The organism is Spirosoma arcticum (assembly GCF_054779955.1).
The window spans coordinates 182,149-199,564 of the sequence record NZ_BAAGXG010000005.1 but is presented as its reverse complement, the minus strand read 5'-3'; the positions used below and the strand labels follow the sequence as shown (position 1 = coordinate 199,564).

At 53.2% G+C, this 17,416-nt stretch carries 13 protein-coding genes; 7 read left to right on the top strand and 6 right to left on the bottom strand.

Annotated elements, in window-relative coordinates:
• The first annotated feature begins 45 nt into the window (after positions 1-45).
• From ACYVHB_RS13000 to ACYVHB_RS12990, 3 genes are read left to right on the top strand one after another with little or no spacing between them, the layout of a single operon-like run.
• On the top strand, positions 46-2,157 hold the full coding sequence (locus ACYVHB_RS13000; RefSeq protein ID WP_461052172.1) for a DUF7657 domain-containing protein: 2,112 nt from the start codon (positions 46-48) through the stop codon (positions 2,155-2,157).
• Complete coding sequence (locus ACYVHB_RS12995; protein WP_461052171.1) at positions 2,150-2,830, top strand: glycosyltransferase family 2 protein; 681 nt, start codon at positions 2,150-2,152, stop codon at positions 2,828-2,830. The genes ACYVHB_RS13000 and ACYVHB_RS12995 overlap by 8 nt, the downstream gene beginning before the upstream one ends.
• Complete coding sequence (locus ACYVHB_RS12990) at positions 2,830-3,210, top strand: DUF2304 family protein (RefSeq protein WP_461052170.1); 381 nt, start codon at positions 2,830-2,832, stop codon at positions 3,208-3,210. Before ACYVHB_RS12995 ends, ACYVHB_RS12990 begins: the two co-directional genes overlap by 1 nt.
• Here ACYVHB_RS12990 and ACYVHB_RS12985 read toward each other — a convergent pair whose 3' ends face one another.
• Genes ACYVHB_RS12985 through ACYVHB_RS12965 form a run of 5 tightly spaced genes read right to left on the bottom strand, consistent with a single transcriptional unit; the run spans position 3,211 to position 7,257 of the window.
• Positions 3,211-3,936, bottom strand: a complete 726-nt coding sequence (locus tag ACYVHB_RS12985; RefSeq protein WP_461052169.1) for an FkbM family methyltransferase — start codon at positions 3,934-3,936, stop codon at positions 3,211-3,213.
• Positions 3,937-3,955: 19 nt separating this feature from the next.
• Positions 3,956-4,822, bottom strand: a complete 867-nt coding sequence (locus ACYVHB_RS12980; RefSeq protein WP_461052168.1) for an alpha-1,2-fucosyltransferase — start codon at positions 4,820-4,822, stop codon at positions 3,956-3,958.
• Between the two features lie 28 nt (positions 4,823-4,850).
• Positions 4,851-5,642, bottom strand: coding sequence for an FkbM family methyltransferase (locus ACYVHB_RS12975; protein WP_461052167.1), 792 nt, complete (start codon positions 5,640-5,642; stop codon positions 4,851-4,853).
• Positions 5,643-5,646: 4 nt separating this feature from the next.
• A complete protein-coding gene (locus tag ACYVHB_RS12970) occupies positions 5,647-6,414 on the bottom strand; it encodes a DUF268 domain-containing protein (protein WP_461052166.1) in 768 nt (255 codons plus the stop codon).
• Between the two features lie 6 nt (positions 6,415-6,420).
• Entirely contained in the window at positions 6,421-7,257 is an 837-nt protein-coding gene (locus ACYVHB_RS12965; RefSeq protein WP_461052165.1) for a glycosyltransferase family 2 protein, read from the bottom strand.
• A 112-nt stretch (positions 7,258-7,369) separates the two neighbouring features.
• Between ACYVHB_RS12965 and gcvP the strand changes: the two genes are divergently transcribed.
• From gcvP to ACYVHB_RS12950, 3 genes are all read left to right on the top strand, one after another.
• A complete protein-coding gene (gene gcvP / locus ACYVHB_RS12960) occupies positions 7,370-10,321 on the top strand; it encodes an aminomethyl-transferring glycine dehydrogenase (protein WP_461052164.1) in 2,952 nt (983 codons plus the stop codon).
• A gap of 175 nt (positions 10,322-10,496) precedes the next feature.
• A complete protein-coding gene (locus ACYVHB_RS12955; RefSeq protein WP_461052163.1) occupies positions 10,497-12,497 on the top strand; it encodes an OmpA family protein in 2,001 nt (666 codons plus the stop codon).
• Positions 12,498-12,588: 91 nt separating this feature from the next.
• On the top strand, positions 12,589-13,398 hold the full coding sequence (locus tag ACYVHB_RS12950; RefSeq protein WP_461052162.1) for a tryptophan-rich sensory protein: 810 nt from the start codon (positions 12,589-12,591) through the stop codon (positions 13,396-13,398).
• Between the two features lie 63 nt (positions 13,399-13,461).
• Here ACYVHB_RS12950 and ACYVHB_RS12945 read toward each other — a convergent pair whose 3' ends face one another.
• A complete protein-coding gene (locus ACYVHB_RS12945) occupies positions 13,462-13,908 on the bottom strand; it encodes a peptidylprolyl isomerase (protein WP_461052161.1) in 447 nt (148 codons plus the stop codon).
• 340 nt (positions 13,909-14,248) lie between these two features.
• On the opposite strand from ACYVHB_RS12945, the gene ACYVHB_RS12940 reads away from it, so the two are divergent.
• Entirely contained in the window at positions 14,249-17,416 is a 3,168-nt protein-coding gene (locus tag ACYVHB_RS12940; protein ID WP_461052160.1) for an efflux RND transporter permease subunit, read from the top strand.

The window sequence follows — 17,416 nt, the reverse complement described above, 5'->3', positions numbered from 1 at the left end:
TTCGTATTGCTTAACCCATACAATAATCCTTCCGTAGACCCGCTCATGTCGAAAAAAAGGAAAGGTCAGCCCATCGCATCGGCCGTGCCGGAACGACGACCGCCTTCGCCCAGCCGATCAACCCCGCCTTACACCCCGCCCACGCCGGTTCGTTCGCAGCCCGCAGCCCCGCCTAAGCCCGTTGAATTACCCGAAGCTGAACGGCCTTTCGAGTTAATTCGGTTCGATAAGCGGGTAAAGTGGTTCATCGGAATTTGCATAGGATTGTTCATTCTGCTGACCCTGGCGAAGATCAATTATTCGTCCATTGGCATGTGGAACACGGTTATTCCCGACGGGGCCGATGCTAAGCGGGGTATTGTTTTGGGAACGCCGAAGCAAATAAGAATGGATGAGTGGGCTATTTTGGCTCCTTTCATGCTGTCGCAGGCCCATCAGGGTTTTCCGCTTGAAAATCCGGCCATTGGTGGCGAAAAGGTGGCACTGGTCGGCTACTTTCCCATTAATCACTTCATTTCTTTTTTTCGACCCGACTATTGGGGTTTCTACCTGTTCGACATTGAGCATGGCTTTGCCTGGCGCTGGAACTTCATTCTTTGTTTTGGGATCATTTCCGTCATGCTGGCCTTCATGCTTCTGACCCGCAACCAGTTCTGGCTCTCCGTGTTGGGAACGATCTGGCTGATTTTTTCGCCGGGCCTGGCGTGGTGGTCGTTCTTTCTGCTGACCAGTATTTACGCTGGGTTTGGTATGGTGGTGGCTTCGGCTTACCTGTTTTTTTCTACCAAAACCCGAACCATACTTATTGCGGGGGTGGTGTTCTTCTGGTGTTTTTCCATGTTTGCCCTAACGCTTTACCCGCCCTACCAGGTACCGTTGGGTTATCTGCTCTTGTTTTTGCTGATTGGCTACACTTGGCGGCATTATAACAAACAACTGCTGTTGAGCAAGGTATGGCTAAAATTGGGTGTGTTCGCGCTTGCTTTCGCCGTGATGGGCGTCGTGTTCTATGCCTATTACTTAGATGCCAAATCAACCATTGATGTGATGTCCAATACGGTTTACCCAGGTAAACGAAGCGAGACTGGTGGGACTGGTTTTGTGGCCAACTGGTTCTCTGAATATTTTGCCGGTTGGCTGCTCAATGATCAGCAATTTCCGAAGACTTGGCTTAACATATGCGAACTGTCGCACTTCATCACATTTACGCCCGTCATCGCCGTTAGTATACCGATCTACTTCGCCCGCACTCGAAAAGTTGATCCCTTACTGGCCCTAATTTTAGGCTATGTCCTTCTCCTTCTCCTCTGGATTGAAGTTGGTTTTCCTTCCTTTTTAGCTAAAGCAACGCTCCTTGATGTCAGTCCAACCCGACGAACGCAAATTCCATTTGGTATTGGTAACGTTGTGTTGGCCGTGCTCTACCTTAGCTACATCCAAACGAGGAAAATCACAGTCAGCGGGTCGGTAGCGACCCTGCTCTCGGTGGGTGTGGTTGGTTTTATGGTGTATACCGCCTGGTTAAATCTGGACGATGCGCAGGGTACTTACAAATCTCATCAGTTGTTTCTGCCCACTCTGTTTTTCATGGCTCTCAATTTTCTGTTGCTCCCGGTTGTCAATTTCAAGTATAAAGAAATCGCGGTTGTGGGGGCTGTTGTTTTATTTACGCTGCCTAACCTGAAAATCAACCCGATGGGAAAAGGAATGAGCCCCATTATTGATAACGCGCTGTACAGGAAAGTTCGGGAACTGCATTTAGAAGAGCCCGAAGCCCGGTGGGTTGTGCTGGGTAGTCAGTACATTACTTATCTGGTTACGGCTACGGGAGTTAATCAGTTGAGCGGGGTAAAAAACCAACCCGATTTCAAAACGATGCGCGTACTGGACCCAACCGCCCGGCGGGACTCTGCCTACAATCGTTACGCACATGCCATTTATAGTACGTACATTGATCCCGCTCATCCCGATACAGTGCTGATACAGAACGGTTTTGAGGATGGTTATCAAGTCGGGATTGACCCCTGCTCGCCCAAACTCAGATCGCTCAACGTGCGTTATATTATTTTTGACCGAACGCCCCAGCCGGTCGAAATTCGTTGCATGAAGCAAATGGCAAAAATGGGCAACATTGAAATCTACCGGACCAATGACTGACCAGATTTTTATTCTGATACCATCCTTTAACGAAGGTAAGGTCATTCGCCAGACCATTCGGTCGCTGGCCAATCAATACCATATTGTGCTCATCGACGATGCCTCCACCGATGATACCGCCAACGCCGTGCGTGATTTGCCGATCCATTATCTGCGTCACGACATCAATCTTGGGCAGGGAGCCGCTTTGCAGACCGGTATGGATTTCGCGCTTCAGCAGGGGGCCGATATTGTGGTCCATTTTGATGCCGACGGCCAGCACAATCCGGCGGATATTGACCGGTTTATCACCGTGCTGAAAAACCAAAAGGTCGATGTCGTGCTGGGGTCGCGATTTATGCGGCAGGACGATCTCCTGGCCATACCTCGCTTACGGCGTTTGCTGCTGCGGGTGGCCCGGGTTGTTAACGGATTATTGACGGGTTTGTGGCTCTCCGACGCGCACAATGGCTTTCGGGTTATGAATCGGCAGGCGTTGCGAGCTATTCAACTAAAAGAAAACCGGATGGCCCACGCATCAGAAATACTCATGCACATCCGGCGGCAGAAACTGCGTTATGTCGAATGTCCGACGCACATCGTTTACTCCGAGTATTCGCAGGTAAAAGGGCAACGCTGGCAGGGTGCCCTCGACATTCTAATCGACGTTTTTATCAATAAATATTTCCGCTAATGACGGCTGATATTCAATTCACATTGACCCCTATTCAGTTATTACTATCTGCTTTATTGCTGGTGGTAGCGGTTGCTTCGCTGCGTTTGTTTCGCAATCGGTTGCTATACCGCCTGTTTTTTATTGCAATTGTTTTCACAGGTATCTTATTTGTGGCAGTTCCTATTTTGCCGGTGTATCTGGCCACGGTGATGGGTGTGGGCCGGGGGGTCGACTTAGTATTTTACCTTTTGTTTACGGGCTTCCTCCTGCTTATTGCGGTATTATACCGTCGATTACTTCAGCACGATACGATTCTAACACAGATTATCCGGCAAAACGCCATCAAGAATCACCGCGCTCCGGTTACGGCCCATAAAGCGAAAGTAGGGACGACTTAATTACGTACTGCTTTTAACGTACACATCGCCAAACAGCGTTTTCTCAAAATCATGCGAGTTGATGAGTTGCTTAAACGCTGACAATGAAGTGAACTCGGGTAATGCCATGCGCATACTTTCGCCGGGGGAGTAATTAAAACGAACATCCGTAGTAAGCGAACCAAGCAAATCAATAGCCGCTACTAAGTTGTTTTTGGCCTCAGGGACAGCATACTCGAGCGAAAGCATCGGGATGGGCTGCGTTAACCCTCGTAATACCTGCAATTCAAACCCCTCTACGTCAATCTTGCAAAAAGCCGGTACGCCATACGTCGCAATCAGTTGATCGAGGGTTGTTATAGGAACCATAAGGGTTTCGGTCCACTTGTAATTGGCGAAACGATCCTGCACATTATCAATCCACTCCTCCGAAAAGCTCGATAACGTACTGTTACTGCCAATATGGATGGGTAACTGACCTTCTTCGGACCCTAATCCTTTGGGCACGATCTTGATCTGATTACTAAACCGGCGGGTAAGGGTCTGGACACAGGTAGGCTGCGGCTCTACAGCAACGACTTTAGCGTTGAGGTTAAGAAAAATGGCCGTTCGGTTGCCAATGTTAGCCCCGACGTCGAAACACAGGTCGCCGGGCTTGATTAATGTTTTGTAGAACTTTTCACGGCGACCAGCCATCATTCGATCATAGAACGTGTGCCAGTAAGGAGCTACTAATTGACGAATCATAATGGTAAAAGAGGTTTGATTATAAGCTAATCCAGTGGGGAGGCACAACCGCAGGGTAAGTTGACGTATCGGCGGCAAACCATTGGCGCGGGGCTACCACGACCCGGTCGGTTGCGGGATTAAGCCAGGCCCCCCACCAACTGAATGAGCTATTCGCTACGATAGCGTGGCGGCACAAACTCATCAGGTACATATCCTGCCAGTTATCGACTCCCGTGTTGTGTTCGACAAATGTAGCAGGCTGAATCAAGTGGCCCAATGCCTGTTTTACCCAGTCGTGGTCGTCCGAAAACACGAAAAATTGAGCGCCGGATACCCGTTCGTGCAGGTATTTGATCGACCGATGGTAATAATCTACGCCACAAACGCCGTGATGCTGATTAGCGATTGGATTGGCCACATAGTCGCCCCGGCGAACATGAACAAACGTAGCATTGGGAGCCGAAAGAACAGCGTCGGCAATGGTTAATGTTAAATCAGAGGGGCGTTGCCGAAAAGTCAGTTGCTGCCGAAGAGCCTCCGCTTCTGATTTGAAATAATCTTCAGACTGCCAATAACCGAAGCACAGGACATCCTGCGTTTGGCCGTCAAAGCACGGGGAGACATCCGGGTCAGAATCACGTAACAGAATGGCTCGTTGGCCAGGTAGCAGCATACGGCTCAGGCACCGCATTACATCGTACGGAGAAGCGTCCGTCGGCTTAATGGTAAAGGCGTTGAGTTCATAGTGGCGGGGCGTGTACTGACGGAGCCGGGCCAGCAACCGGCTCTCCAGCAAATGCCGCTCCAGCCGAAGCTCGGTCTGGCATTGCCGGGCCAGTCGAAAACCAAACGCGTACTGGAACAACTGATTGCCCAATCCACCGGCCAGAACAGAGATGATCATACACGTTGGCTGGATATAGATTGGCTGCTCACCGGCGTTCGGCCAGAAAATTAACGGTGACGAAGATTTCGAGAAATTCAGAATACGTGTCAATCCGGCGCAAGCCGTTTCCCACGATCCGATACAGCGTATAATTGGGTGAGAGCAACTGCCAGAAATCCCGGAAGTAGGTCCGTGAGTCGATGCTGGTGCCGCCAAATTCAAACTGGATCAAACGGATACGCTGCTCCTCAATCATCCGGCTGGCTCCCCGCAAAACGGCCAGTTCGTGCCCTTCCACGTCGATTTTCAATAAATCGATGTGAGTAATAGTTTGGTGGGCCGAGAACTCATCGACCGTGCTGAAAGTAGCCACTTCGTGCTGAGAAAATGACAGGTTGATGTGTTGCAAATCGCGCTCGTACACCGATGTCATACCCGACTGCTCAGCGTCGGTATACAGAGCCAGTTCCCCAACCCGGTCACTCAGGCCTATGTTATGTTTTTCGACGTTCGGCTCGGGCACATTCCGGGCCAACGTCTGGTAAGTAGCATACGATGGTTCGAAGCAATGAATGGTTGCCCGCCCGTCCAGTCCGTTCAGCAACAGACGGGCGTAACTGCCTACGTTAGCTCCCACGTCGAAGATTGTAACCGGACTGGGTTGCCCGGCCGTTTTGCGGGCGAGGTAGCTAACAACGTACTTTTCTCCGCTGTCGTCCGTAAAGGAGCCACCGCCGTAATTCATCGCGTATAGCGTGAACATGTACAGTTTTTCGTAGACGGGCTGAAGCAGCGTAATACGGATAGGAGCCAGCAGCCATTGCAGAAATTTCTTCATGCGTTTAGTCAATTCGTCTGGTCATCTCAAAAATACCACAGCCGTAACTACAGCCGAAATTAGTTTGAACGGCGGCCGAATGCCAATCGGCGTTTTCTACAAACTGTTCGTCATCATCAATGTACGAGAATCGCTCTATTGTATAATGGGGCTCAAACAAGTTGATGAGGTAGCTCACCGAGAACACCCGGTGGGCATTGTAAACGATTCCCTGCGGACCGATAGGCGACGAAAAATAGAACGTTCCACCCGGCTTGACAATCTGCCGGATATTGTCCAGTGCTTTAAGGTGGCCATTGGCATCAATTGGATCGCCGTAGCGGCCCAGACCAAAGTGTTCGATGGCGTGCAGAGCCGAAATAGAATCAGTTGAATGAATCAGGTCTGCGGGTAAGTTCATCAAATCCGCCTGCCGAAAACTGACGTTGGGAATAGGTCGGGTCAGTGGTCGGATATCGACGATTTCTACCGGCCGATACGACGCAACGTGACCAACAAATCCGTCAATGCGGGAGCCAATGTCAACGTGCTTGACTGGATTATTTTTAAAAATACGCTGAGCCACGTACAGGTCCTGTAGGAAGTAGTGTTTCACCAATAGTCCACTCTCGGCGTACCGGTCGAAGAGAGCCGGATAGTAACTACGGATCGGAAAGTCCGAGTGACCGTTTAGTTGCTTCTTCAGTGTAAAATAATCGCTTATGTAAGCGGGCGTTGCCTTCATTCCGCCCCAAACGATTTGCGAGCCGACTTTAAGAATGCGTCCGACCATAGTAGATTAAGCGTTGATTAGCTGACGGGCTTTGTTCATTGATTTAACGAGAACTTTTTCGGGAAGCAGGTTGATCGCACTCGTGATGGCCGCTATTTTAGCCCGGTGCCACCAGGGCGCTACGTAGCCAAACTCACGAATGAAACTTTGCTTGATTGCTACATTACTGCGCCACTTAGCCCGAAGGTTAGTGAACACAGTGTTTGTCGTATGGATACGGTAGGCCGTTAATGACTCCGGTAAGTTGTACATTCGATACCCCGCCCGCATTAGCCGGAAAAGACTGTAATAGTCATTAAAGTGACTGAACCGAATCTGGTACAAATCCGCGTTCAGCTCATTTCGATACATCACGGCCGGGTTAGCAATCGGAAACCGGAGGTAAAACTCATGATAGATTTCCTCGTGCGTAACTGGATATTTCCGCGTACCCGTAATCCGGCCCAACTGATCAATGAGTGTTAACTGGCTGCCAACCAGAAATACATCAGGATTGGCTATCAGGTAGTCGACTTGCTTGGTCAACCGGTCGGGCATAGCTACGTCATCGGCGTCGAGTTTAGCAATGAATGCGCCTTTAGCCCAGCGAGATGCTACGTTACTGGCTATTTCACCCCCGTAGCCTAACGGGGTTGGTTCCCAAAGTGGTCGTACGCGTTGGTCACGCCGGGCATAGTCCGCGATGATGGTAGCCGTGCCATCGGACGATCCATTATCTAAAATTAACAGTTCCAGTTGCCGATACGACTGCGACAGTACGCTTTCAATTGCCTGCGCCAAATACCGCTCCCCATTATAAACGGGCATGATAACCGATACGAGTGGGCTGTCTGACATAATCATTGACAAGGGGTAGGCAAATACTGTACCACAATACTCGCAAGTTTTACCGGAGTTCGCACCTTCTGCCGTAATTTTGAGTTTTCATCTAAACGAAAACGCGGCACTTCCCGGCATGAAATTAACCCTTCAGCAAACAGACTTTTTTGAAGACCGCCATCATGGTGGTCGGCACTCCGACGGCCAGCGCTCCAGCCAGACCGACAGGGCTCTCACCCAGATGCTAACGACGATTGGCCTTGATTCTATCGACCAGCTCATCGACCAGACCGTGCCAGCCGCCATCCGGCTTCCGCGCCCGCTTAATCTGCCCGCGCCAAAATCGGAAATGCAGTTCCTGGCAGATTTTAGAAAGCTGGCCAATCAAAACAAGGTGTTCAAATCATACATCGGTACGGGCTATTATGACACGATTACGCCGAACGTCATTTTGCGTAATATTCTCGAAAATCCCGCCTGGTACACGGCCTATACGCCCTACCAAGCCGAAATTGCTCAGGGACGGCTCGAAGCGCTGCTGAATTTTCAAACCGTTGTTTGTGATCTCACTGGCTTGCCCATCGCCAACGCATCGTTGCTGGACGAAGCCACCGCTGCCGCCGAAGCGATGACGATGCTCTACGGTCAGCGACCGACCGCGAAGAAAGCTGCGAGCGCCATTTTTGTCTCGGAACGGTGCCACCCGCAAACTATCGACGTGGTCCGCACCCGTGCCACGCCCCTCAACATTGAGGTAATTGTGGGCGACCACCGCATCGCCGACCTCACGAACGCTGCTCTTTTCGCCGTTCTGTTGCAATATCCGGCTTCCGACGGTGAGGTGTTCGATTACACGGATCTGATCACGGCGGCTCACGAACTGAACATCACCGTTGCCGTTGCCGCTGACCTGCTGGCCTTGACGCTGCTGACTCCTCCCGGCGAAATGGGTGCTGACGTGGTAGTTGGGTCGGCGCAGCGGTTTGGCGTACCGATGGGCTACGGTGGCCCACATGCGGCCTTCTTTGCCACGCGCGACGCTTTCAAACGGCAGATTCCCGGCCGTATCATCGGCGTATCGGTAGATGCGCAGGGAAAGCCCGCCCTGCGGATGGCCCTGCAAACTCGTGAACAGCACATCCGGCGCGAGAAAGCAACGTCCAACATCTGCACCGCACAGGTGTTATTGGCCGTTATGGCGGGTAGCTACGCCGTTTACCACGGTCCCGAGCGGCTCCGGGAGATCGGCGAGCGCGTCCACGGGCTGACTAAAGTATTCGCCACCGCCCTGCGCTGGAACGGCCACGAGGTGAGCACGGAGAACTACTTCGACACGGTCACGATAAAAGTAAGTGATGTCGAATCGCTGAAGAAGTCGGCAAAAGCGGCTCAGCTTAATCTGCGGTATGCGGCCGATGGTCAGCACGTCAGCGTTTCCTTCGATGAAGCCAAAACTTTGCACGACGTATCGGAACTGCTGACGGTCTTCAGTGTAAAAGCGGACCTTGACGCGATTGTGGACGAGTTGGCAATCACGTGGCCGGAGCGGCTCATTCGTCAGTCGAACTACCTATCGCATCCCGTTTTCAATACGCACCATACCGAACATGAGATGTTGCGGTATCTGAAGTCACTGGAAGAAAAAGACCTCTCGCTGGTTCATTCCATGATCGCCCTTGGTAGCTGTACCATGAAGCTGAACGCCACGGCCGAGATGATACCCGTCACGTGGCCCGAGTTCGGCCAGATTCACCCCTTCGCGCCGAAAGACCAGACATTGGGTTATCAGCAGCTTTTTGCTGATCTGAACACTTGGCTCTGCGAGATCACGGGTTTTGCAGCTATGTCACTGCAACCCAACTCCGGGGCACAGGGCGAATATGCAGGGCTGATGGTGATCCGGGCGTATCACGAAAGTCGGAACGAGCACCATCGCAACATCGCCCTGATTCCGCAGTCGGCACACGGCACTAACCCCGCCAGCGCAGTGATGGCCGGGATGAAAGTCGTCATTGTCAAGTGCGACGAGCGGGGCAACATCGACGTAGCTGACCTGACTGCCAAAGCCGAACAGCATAGCAATGATCTGTCGTGTCTGATGGTAACTTATCCGTCGACGCATGGCGTGTTTGAAGAAAGCATCAGGGAAATCTGCGCCACCATTCACCAGCACGGTGGACAGGTGTACATGGATGGCGCAAACATGAACGCGCAAGTCGGAGTCACCTCACCAGCCGCCATTGGCGCGGACGTTTGTCACCTGAACCTGCACAAAACGTTCTGCATTCCCCACGGCGGGGGTGGGCCTGGGATGGGCCCTATCGGCGTCGCGTCGCAGTTGGTGCCGTTCCTGCCGGGTCATGTTGACTTACCTGCGCCTAAAATGGGTGAAGGGCTACAAGTCGAAGGTCAGGGCGCGGTGTCGGCAGCTCCGTACGGGTCAGCCAGTATCCTCACAATTTCGTACGCCTACATTGCCATGATGGGCGGTGAGGGTCTGACCAATGCGACGAAGCGGGCTATTTTGAACGCTAACTACATCAGAGCACGGTTGGATGGCCATTATGATACCCTCTACACTGGGAAAAACGGCCGCGCGGCCCACGAGATGATTATCGACTGCCGCCCGTTCAAATCGGCGGTGGGTGTTGAGGTCGAAGATATTGCCAAGCGGTTAATGGACTACGGTTTTCACGCCCCGACGGTATCGTTTCCGGTAGCGGGTACGATGATGATTGAGCCAACTGAATCGGAATCGAAAGCCGAACTCGACCGCTTCTGCGACGCCATGATCGCCATTCGCAATGAAATCCGCGAGATTGAGACTGGCGTAGCTGACCGCACCAACAATGTTCTGAAACACGCCCCTCACACGGCGGCTGTAGCACTGGCCGATGACTGGAACCGGCCCTACAGCCGTGAAAAAGCCGTTTACCCATTGCCTCAGGTTCGCGCCCGCAAATTCTGGCCAAGCGTCAGCCGGATCGACTCGGCCTACGGCGACCGGAACCTCGTCTGCTCCTGCGTCCCAACGGATGCCTATGCAACGGAAGTGGCTGAGGAGATGAGTATGGAGCAGGAAGCGTAAGGTACAACTGAGGTGAGTACACAGCAAAGCCCCATTTCGTAACGAGATAGGGTTTTACTGTGTAAGTTGTCTTTAAAATACCCCTCAATAAAAATCAGTTGTAATCGTTAAAAGTAAGTCCTGCCCGAGATGTGTTTAGATTGGTGGAGAATGACTGTTTTGCCCATTTAATTTTATGAAAACCAATACGTTGTCTGCGCTGCTGCTGGCGCTGTTCGTGATCATCAGCCTGACAGGTTGCAACTCGGCCATGCAGGCGTACAAAAAAGGGGTTCGCCATTACGATGTCGGCGAGTATAATCTGGCCCTGCCCCAGTTTGAAAAAGCCGCCAAAGGCTCAATCGACCCTGCTCGTTTGAATTACTACACCGCTGAGTCGTATCGGCTGTCGAACCGGTTTGCCGAGGCTGTGCCGTTCTATCAGAAGGCAATCGAAGCCAACACAACCGAGCCGGACGCCCGTTTCAACTATGCCTACGCGCTGAAATCTCAGGGAAATTACGCCGGGGCACTGGAGCAGTTGCAACAGTACGTAGCGAATGCGCCCAAAACTACGGCCAAGCCCGTGCTGGACAAGGCCCGGCGCGAGATCGAAACGCTAAAGGCCATTGACATTATCGCCCAGAATAAGTCGCTCATCAACCTTCGCAATATGGGTAACCTTAATTCGACGGGAGCGGAGTTTGCGCCGGTTGTGCGGGGGGAGGAGTTGATTTTTACGGCTTCGCGCAAAGAACAGATCTACAAAAACAATGGTCAGCCCATGCTGGGCCTGTACCGCACCAAGCTCACGCAAAACCCCGACGAAACCGGCACAACCAGCCCAGCCGCTCCGGAGCCATTCAGCACCAATGTGTTGCAAAGCGATGTGAATGAAGGCACCCCGACTTTCTCGAAAGATGGCAAGATGATGATTTTGGCGCGGGGTAACAATGGCAAACGTAAAGGCGGAGTCGACGTTGACCTATACATCAGCCGGTTGGGCGACGGCAATGCGTGGAGTCAGCCTGCACGGTTGCCCATCAGTGATTCGCTCGCTTGGGACGGATCACCCGCCTTTTCGGCCGATGGCAAGACGCTGTATTTTGCGTCGAACCGGGCTGGGGGAGCCGGAGGTATCGACCTCTACCGCACCAGCATCGACGCGTCGGGACGGTTCAGCCGCCCGGTCAACATGGGCCGCGACATTAACACGCCCGGCGATGAGATGTTTCCCTACGTAGCACCCAATGCCAAGCTGTACTTCGCGTCCGACGGACACCCAGGTTTGGGCAAGTTAGACGTGTTTGTGGCGACGCGCTCCGGTGGCGTCACGCGGGTGGAGAATATGGGGCAGCCGGTCAACTCACCCGCCGACGATTTCGGCCTGATCTACACTGAACCGACGAAAGGGTTTCTGGCCTCGAACCGCAGCGGTGGCAAAGGCGACGACGACATTTATTTTTTCCAGGAAGGCCCGGCCCGCGACACAACGACCATTGCGCAAAATCCACCACCGGGAGCGCCCAAAACGGTGCGCTACTTCATCGCCGGGACGGTATCCGTAAACGAGTCGCCGGTGGTGCCGCTCGACTCGGCACGGGTGCGCATTCTCGACGATGCGACCGGTCAGCCCATTGCCGAAGTGACAACAGGTGAGGGTGGTACGTTCGGGAAGTATCCGTTGCAGGAAGGGAAAGATTACACGATTCTGGCCGAACGCCGGGGGTATCTGACACGCCGGGAACCGTTTACGATGCAGGGTAAGAGTATTCCGCAGGTGTTCCTGACCAAGTCGCAAACCGATACCACGTTCTACGTGCCTATTCTGCTCGATAAGTCGCTGCTGAACAAGACGTTCGTGCTGGAAAATATTTATTACGATCTCAATAAATACAACATCAGGGCCGATGCCGCGCCCGAACTTGACAAGATCGTGGTAATATTAAAAGACAATCCGACGCTTAAACTCGAACTGAGTTCGCACACCGACGTCCGCGATACGGATTCGTACAACCTGCGCCTGTCGCAGAACCGGGCCAAATCTGCCGTTGAGTACATTGTATCGCAGGGTATTGTGGCTGATCGGTTAGTGGCTAAAGGCTATGGCGAAACACAGTTGGTGGTCAAGAATGCGAAAACCGAAGAGGAGCATCAGCGCAACCGCCGGACGGAGATCAAGATTCTGGAATTATAATTAGCCCACCGCTTCAGCATTGTGAAACCGAATAGAAAACACAACACGAACGGGGTTGGTTGTTGAGAGACACCAATTCCGTTCGCTTTTTATGCAAAACGATAAACTCCGTCAGTTCCTGGTTATATTCAGCGTTGTCACGATGATCGTGATGAATTACCTCTCCAACGCTGGCGCCTTTGGGGGCATGACCAATAAGGAGATTTCCGATAAATACCACACGCTGATTACGCCCGCAGGGTACGCATTTTCCATTTGGGGACTTATTTTCTTAGGATTGCTGGGCTTTGCCATTTATCAGGCGCTGCCCTCGCAACGGACCAACCCTCGCTTTCGGGCGGTGGGGTGGTGGGTTACACTGAATACGCTTTGCAACGCCATCTGGAGTCCGCTTTTCAATAACGAGCGTATTGGCATTGCCCTGATCGTAATCTTGGTGATGTTGTTTTCGGTAGCCGTCATTGAGCAGCGCCTGCTGATGCGGCCCCGCGTACCAGTCGTTGCGCCTGACTTGGATGCGACACTGCCCGAGTCGCCCACGTCGGCGGTTGAGACGTGGCTTGCCCGGATTCCGTTTTCCATCTACTTCGGCTGGCTTACCGTTGCCACGATTCTGAACGTGGCCGTTTACCTGAAAGCAACAGAATTTAGCCTGCTGGGCCTGAGTGAGCCATCGTGGGCAATTGCCATCCTGATTGTGGGTTTAGTCGTTGGAGCGTGGCTGTTTAACCGCTACCGTAGCGTGGCGTATATCCTGGTGTTTGTTTGGGCCTACGTGGCTATTGTCGTAGAACAGGCAGGGTACGGATTAGTTCAGGTGGCGGCCGGGGCGGGGGCTATCGGCGCGGTGCTGCTGGCTATTAGCGGGGTTATTTCGCGCAAAACGCCTGCTTACGCTTAAACAACATAGCCTCGGTCAACTTTGCCAAAGTTTAGAACTTTGGCAAAGTTGACCGAGGCTATGTTACGCCTGTTCCTCTTCCAACACGGTGATGTTATTGATTTTATCGCCCTGCTTAATCTGGTCGATCACATCGATCCCGTCAACTACTTTGCCGAAAACCGTGTGCACACCGTCGAGGTGAGCGGTGTTCTGGCGACTGTGGCAGATGAAAAATTGCGAACCACCCGTGTTACGGCCCCGGTGCGCCATCGACAACACGCCCCGGTCGTGGTACTGGTTGCCGCCCGTCAGTTCGCAGTCGATGGTGTAGCCCGGACCACCCGCGCCAGTGCCGGTTGGGTCGCCCCCCTGAATCATGAAATTTGGAATGACGCGGTGAAACTTAACGCCGTCGTAAAATCCTTTTTTGGCTAACGTAATAAAATTGTTGACCGCTTTCGGAGCGTCTTTATCATAAAATTCGATGAGCATTGTGCCCTTGTCGGTATTCATTTGTGCCTTCGGCATGGCTGAATCTGATTTTGTTGAAGGACAAAATTACGATGATTTGTGGTCAATAGACGCTGTTATTGGTTGCTGGCGCTGGCCTTGTTTTTCCCATTCTTCACAGGAAAGCAGAAGTTAACTGAATTTGGCAGATAAAGCCCTGACAAATAGTTCTTTAAATAAGACAATTTGTCGATGTGTGTTTTTAATAGATAGGGGCTAAATTGCCCCTTAGTACGCTTTGCAAGCGACAAACTGTTGCCACTTCCCCAATTTTATCTAATTCTACTCAGTTAACGTCAGTTGTCTGAGTAGAACCCCATCCGTAGTTCCTGCAACTGCTTTTTACGTTTGATCTATCATGTGGATTGTTCGGTTGGCTTTAGAAAAAAAATATACCATTGCCGTCATGGCACTGCTCATTATGATTATGGGTGGCCTGTCGATTTCGCAGATGCCGACGGATATTTTTCCGCGCATTAACATTCCGGTCGTGACGGTTATGTGGGGCTACAGTGGTCTCTCGTCCAGCGAAATGGAACGGATGATTACAAACTTTTCCGAAACCTCGATTATCAACAACGTCGGCGATATTCAGCGGGTCGAATCGCAGACCTATACCGGCACGGCAGCCATCAAGATTTATTTCCAGCCGACGGTAAAGATTGAAGAAGCACTGGCGCAGGTGTCGGCCATTTCGCAAACTATTCTGGTCCGGATGCCGCCCGGCACTCAGCCACCCCTGATTGTACGCTACAACGCCACCGACGTGCCGGTGCTGCAACTGGGTCTTTCGTCCGACAGCCTGAGCGAATCCCAGATCACCGATTATGCCACCACGCGCATCCGCCCCAGCATATCGACGCTGCCCGGCACCCGGCTGTCGCAGCCGTTTGGCGGAAAGTCGCGGCAAATCATGGTCGACCTGGAACCGGAGCAACTCATTACTTACAACGTAACGCCCGAAGAGGTGCTCAACGCCGTAGCCGCTCAGAACCTGACCCTGCCAACGGGGGCCATCCGATTGGCCGACCGTGAATACAACGTCCGGCTCAACTCCAAACCCGACGCGGTCAGCGTATTAAATGATTTGCCAATTAAGCAACTCAATGGCACCACCGTGCACATGCGCGACGTGGCCAACGTACACGACGGTGCCGCCGTGCAGACGAATATTGTGAAGCAGGACGGCAGCAAAGGCTTGCTGATGAGTCTGGTAAAAACCGGTAACGCATCGACTACAGAGATTGTGGACCGCATTCGGAATCAGATATTGCCAACGGTGCGGGCAGCCGCCCCATCGGGCCTGCGTATTCAGGAGTTGTTCGACCAGTCGGTGTTCGTGAAGGCGTCCATCCAGGGGGTGCTGGTGGAAGGACTGATTGCCGCCTTGCTCACGGCGGGCCTGATCCTGTTGTTTCTGGGTAGCTGGCGATCCACCCTGATTGTGGCCGTGTCGATTCCACTGTCCATTCTCTCATCGCTGATTGTGTTGTATCTGCTTGGCGAAACGCTCAACATCATGACCCTCGGCGGGCTGGCGCTGGCCATCGGCATCTTAGTCGACGACGCCACCGTAACCATCGAGAACATTCACCGCAACGAAGAACTCGGTATGCCGCTTCGGCAGGCTATTCTGGAGGGGGCGCAGCAAATTGCCACCCCCACGCTGGTGTCCACGCTGACCATCTGCATCGTGTTTACGTCGGTGCTTTTCCTGGAAGGTCCCGCCCGGTTTCTGTTCGGTCCGCTGGCGCAGGCGGTGGTGTTTGCCATGCTGGCCTCGTATATCCTGTCGCGGACGCTGGTGCCGATGCTGGCCGACCTGATGCTGCGGAATGAAAGTCACTCAAATCAGGCCGATCATCAGACGGCTGGTGGCGGGAACTCACTCTACGCCCGCTTCAACCGTGGATTCGACCGGTTCCAAGTGCGGTACATCCGGGCGTTAGAATGGGTGCTGAACCACCGCAAAGTCGCGCTTGTGGTGTTTGTGGTCGTGGTGGCGTTTACGGGGGTACTCGTACCGTTTGTTGGGCGCGATTTTTTCCCAAAGGTCGATGCGGGGCAGATTCGGCTGCACCTGCGGGCACCCGTGGGAACCCGGCTCGAAGCTACCGAGCAGGTGGCGGCCCAGACCGCTGAACTGGTGCGCGAGGTAATTCCGGAAGACGAAGTGGGGTCGGTTATCAGTAACATTGGCCTGACTTCCGAACGCTTCAACTTTATTTTCTCCGACAACTCCTCGCTGGGCAGCGCCGACGCCGAACTGCTGATTTCGCTGACCGAAGAACGCTCACGCCCGACTGACGACTACGTGCGCGAACTACGGGCGCGGCTGCGCGAAGAGATGCCCGACGTGACGTACTTTTTTCAGCCCGCCGATATCGTTAGCCAGATTCTGAACTTTGGTCTGACTTCGGCCATCGACGTGCAGATATCAGGCTTCGACCGGGCTAACAACCTGACCATTGCCCGCGAACTCCGCGACCGCGTGGCGGGTATTCCCGGCGCGGTGGACGTTCACCTGCACCAGGCCCTCGACGCGCCCGAACTCTTCATCGACGTTGACCGCGAGCGGGCCAGCCAGTTCGGCCTGACCGAGCAGCGGGTAGCGACGAACATGAACATCTCGCTCAGCGGTTCGGGGCAAACGCGCCCCAACTTCTGGTCAGACCCCGTCACGGGATTTCCCTACATTATTGCCGTGCAAACGCCCCCCTACAAACTTGACTCCTACGAAAAACTGCTCCGAACGCCCATTGTGCCGGGTCAGGTGTCGCCCCAGTTGTTGAGCAACGTCACTACCGTACGACGCACCTCGTCCCCGGTTATTATCAACCGGGTAAACACCCAGCCAACCTACGACGTGTATGCCGCCGTGGAGCGGACGGACCTCGGCTCGGTCGCGAAGGAATTAAACAAGTTGGCGGCTGAATACAAAGACCGGCTCAAACCGGGTAATGCCATTTCCATTCGTGGGCAGGTCGAAAGCATGGAAAGCGCATTCAGTCGATTAGGACTGGGTATTGTGTTCGCGGCTCTGCTGGTATATCTGTTGATGGTCGTCAATTTCCAGTCGTTTCGCTATCCGTTCATCATTATTACGGCCCTGCCAGGCGCCTTGTGCGGTATGGTCTGGATGCTGTTTCTAACGGGCACCACGTTCAGTATTCCGTCGCTGATGGGAGCGATTATGAGCGTCGGGGTGGCGACGGCGAACAGTATTCTGTTGATTAGCTTTGCCAAAGATCACCTGCCTGCTGTGGGCGGGAATGCGTACGAAGCGGCTCTGGAAGCGGGCCGGACGCGGCTGCGGCCCATTCTGATGACGGCCATCGCCATGATTATCGGGATGTTGCCCATGTCGCTTGGGTTAGGCGAAGGGGGCGAGCAGAACGCTCCCCTCGGCCGCGCCGTTATTGGTGGGCTGCTGCTGGCCACGTTCACGACGCTGCTGTTTGTGCCAGTGGTCTTTAGCTATTTAGCACGAAAAACAGACTCGGGAAAACAGCCTGAAATCGTTTAA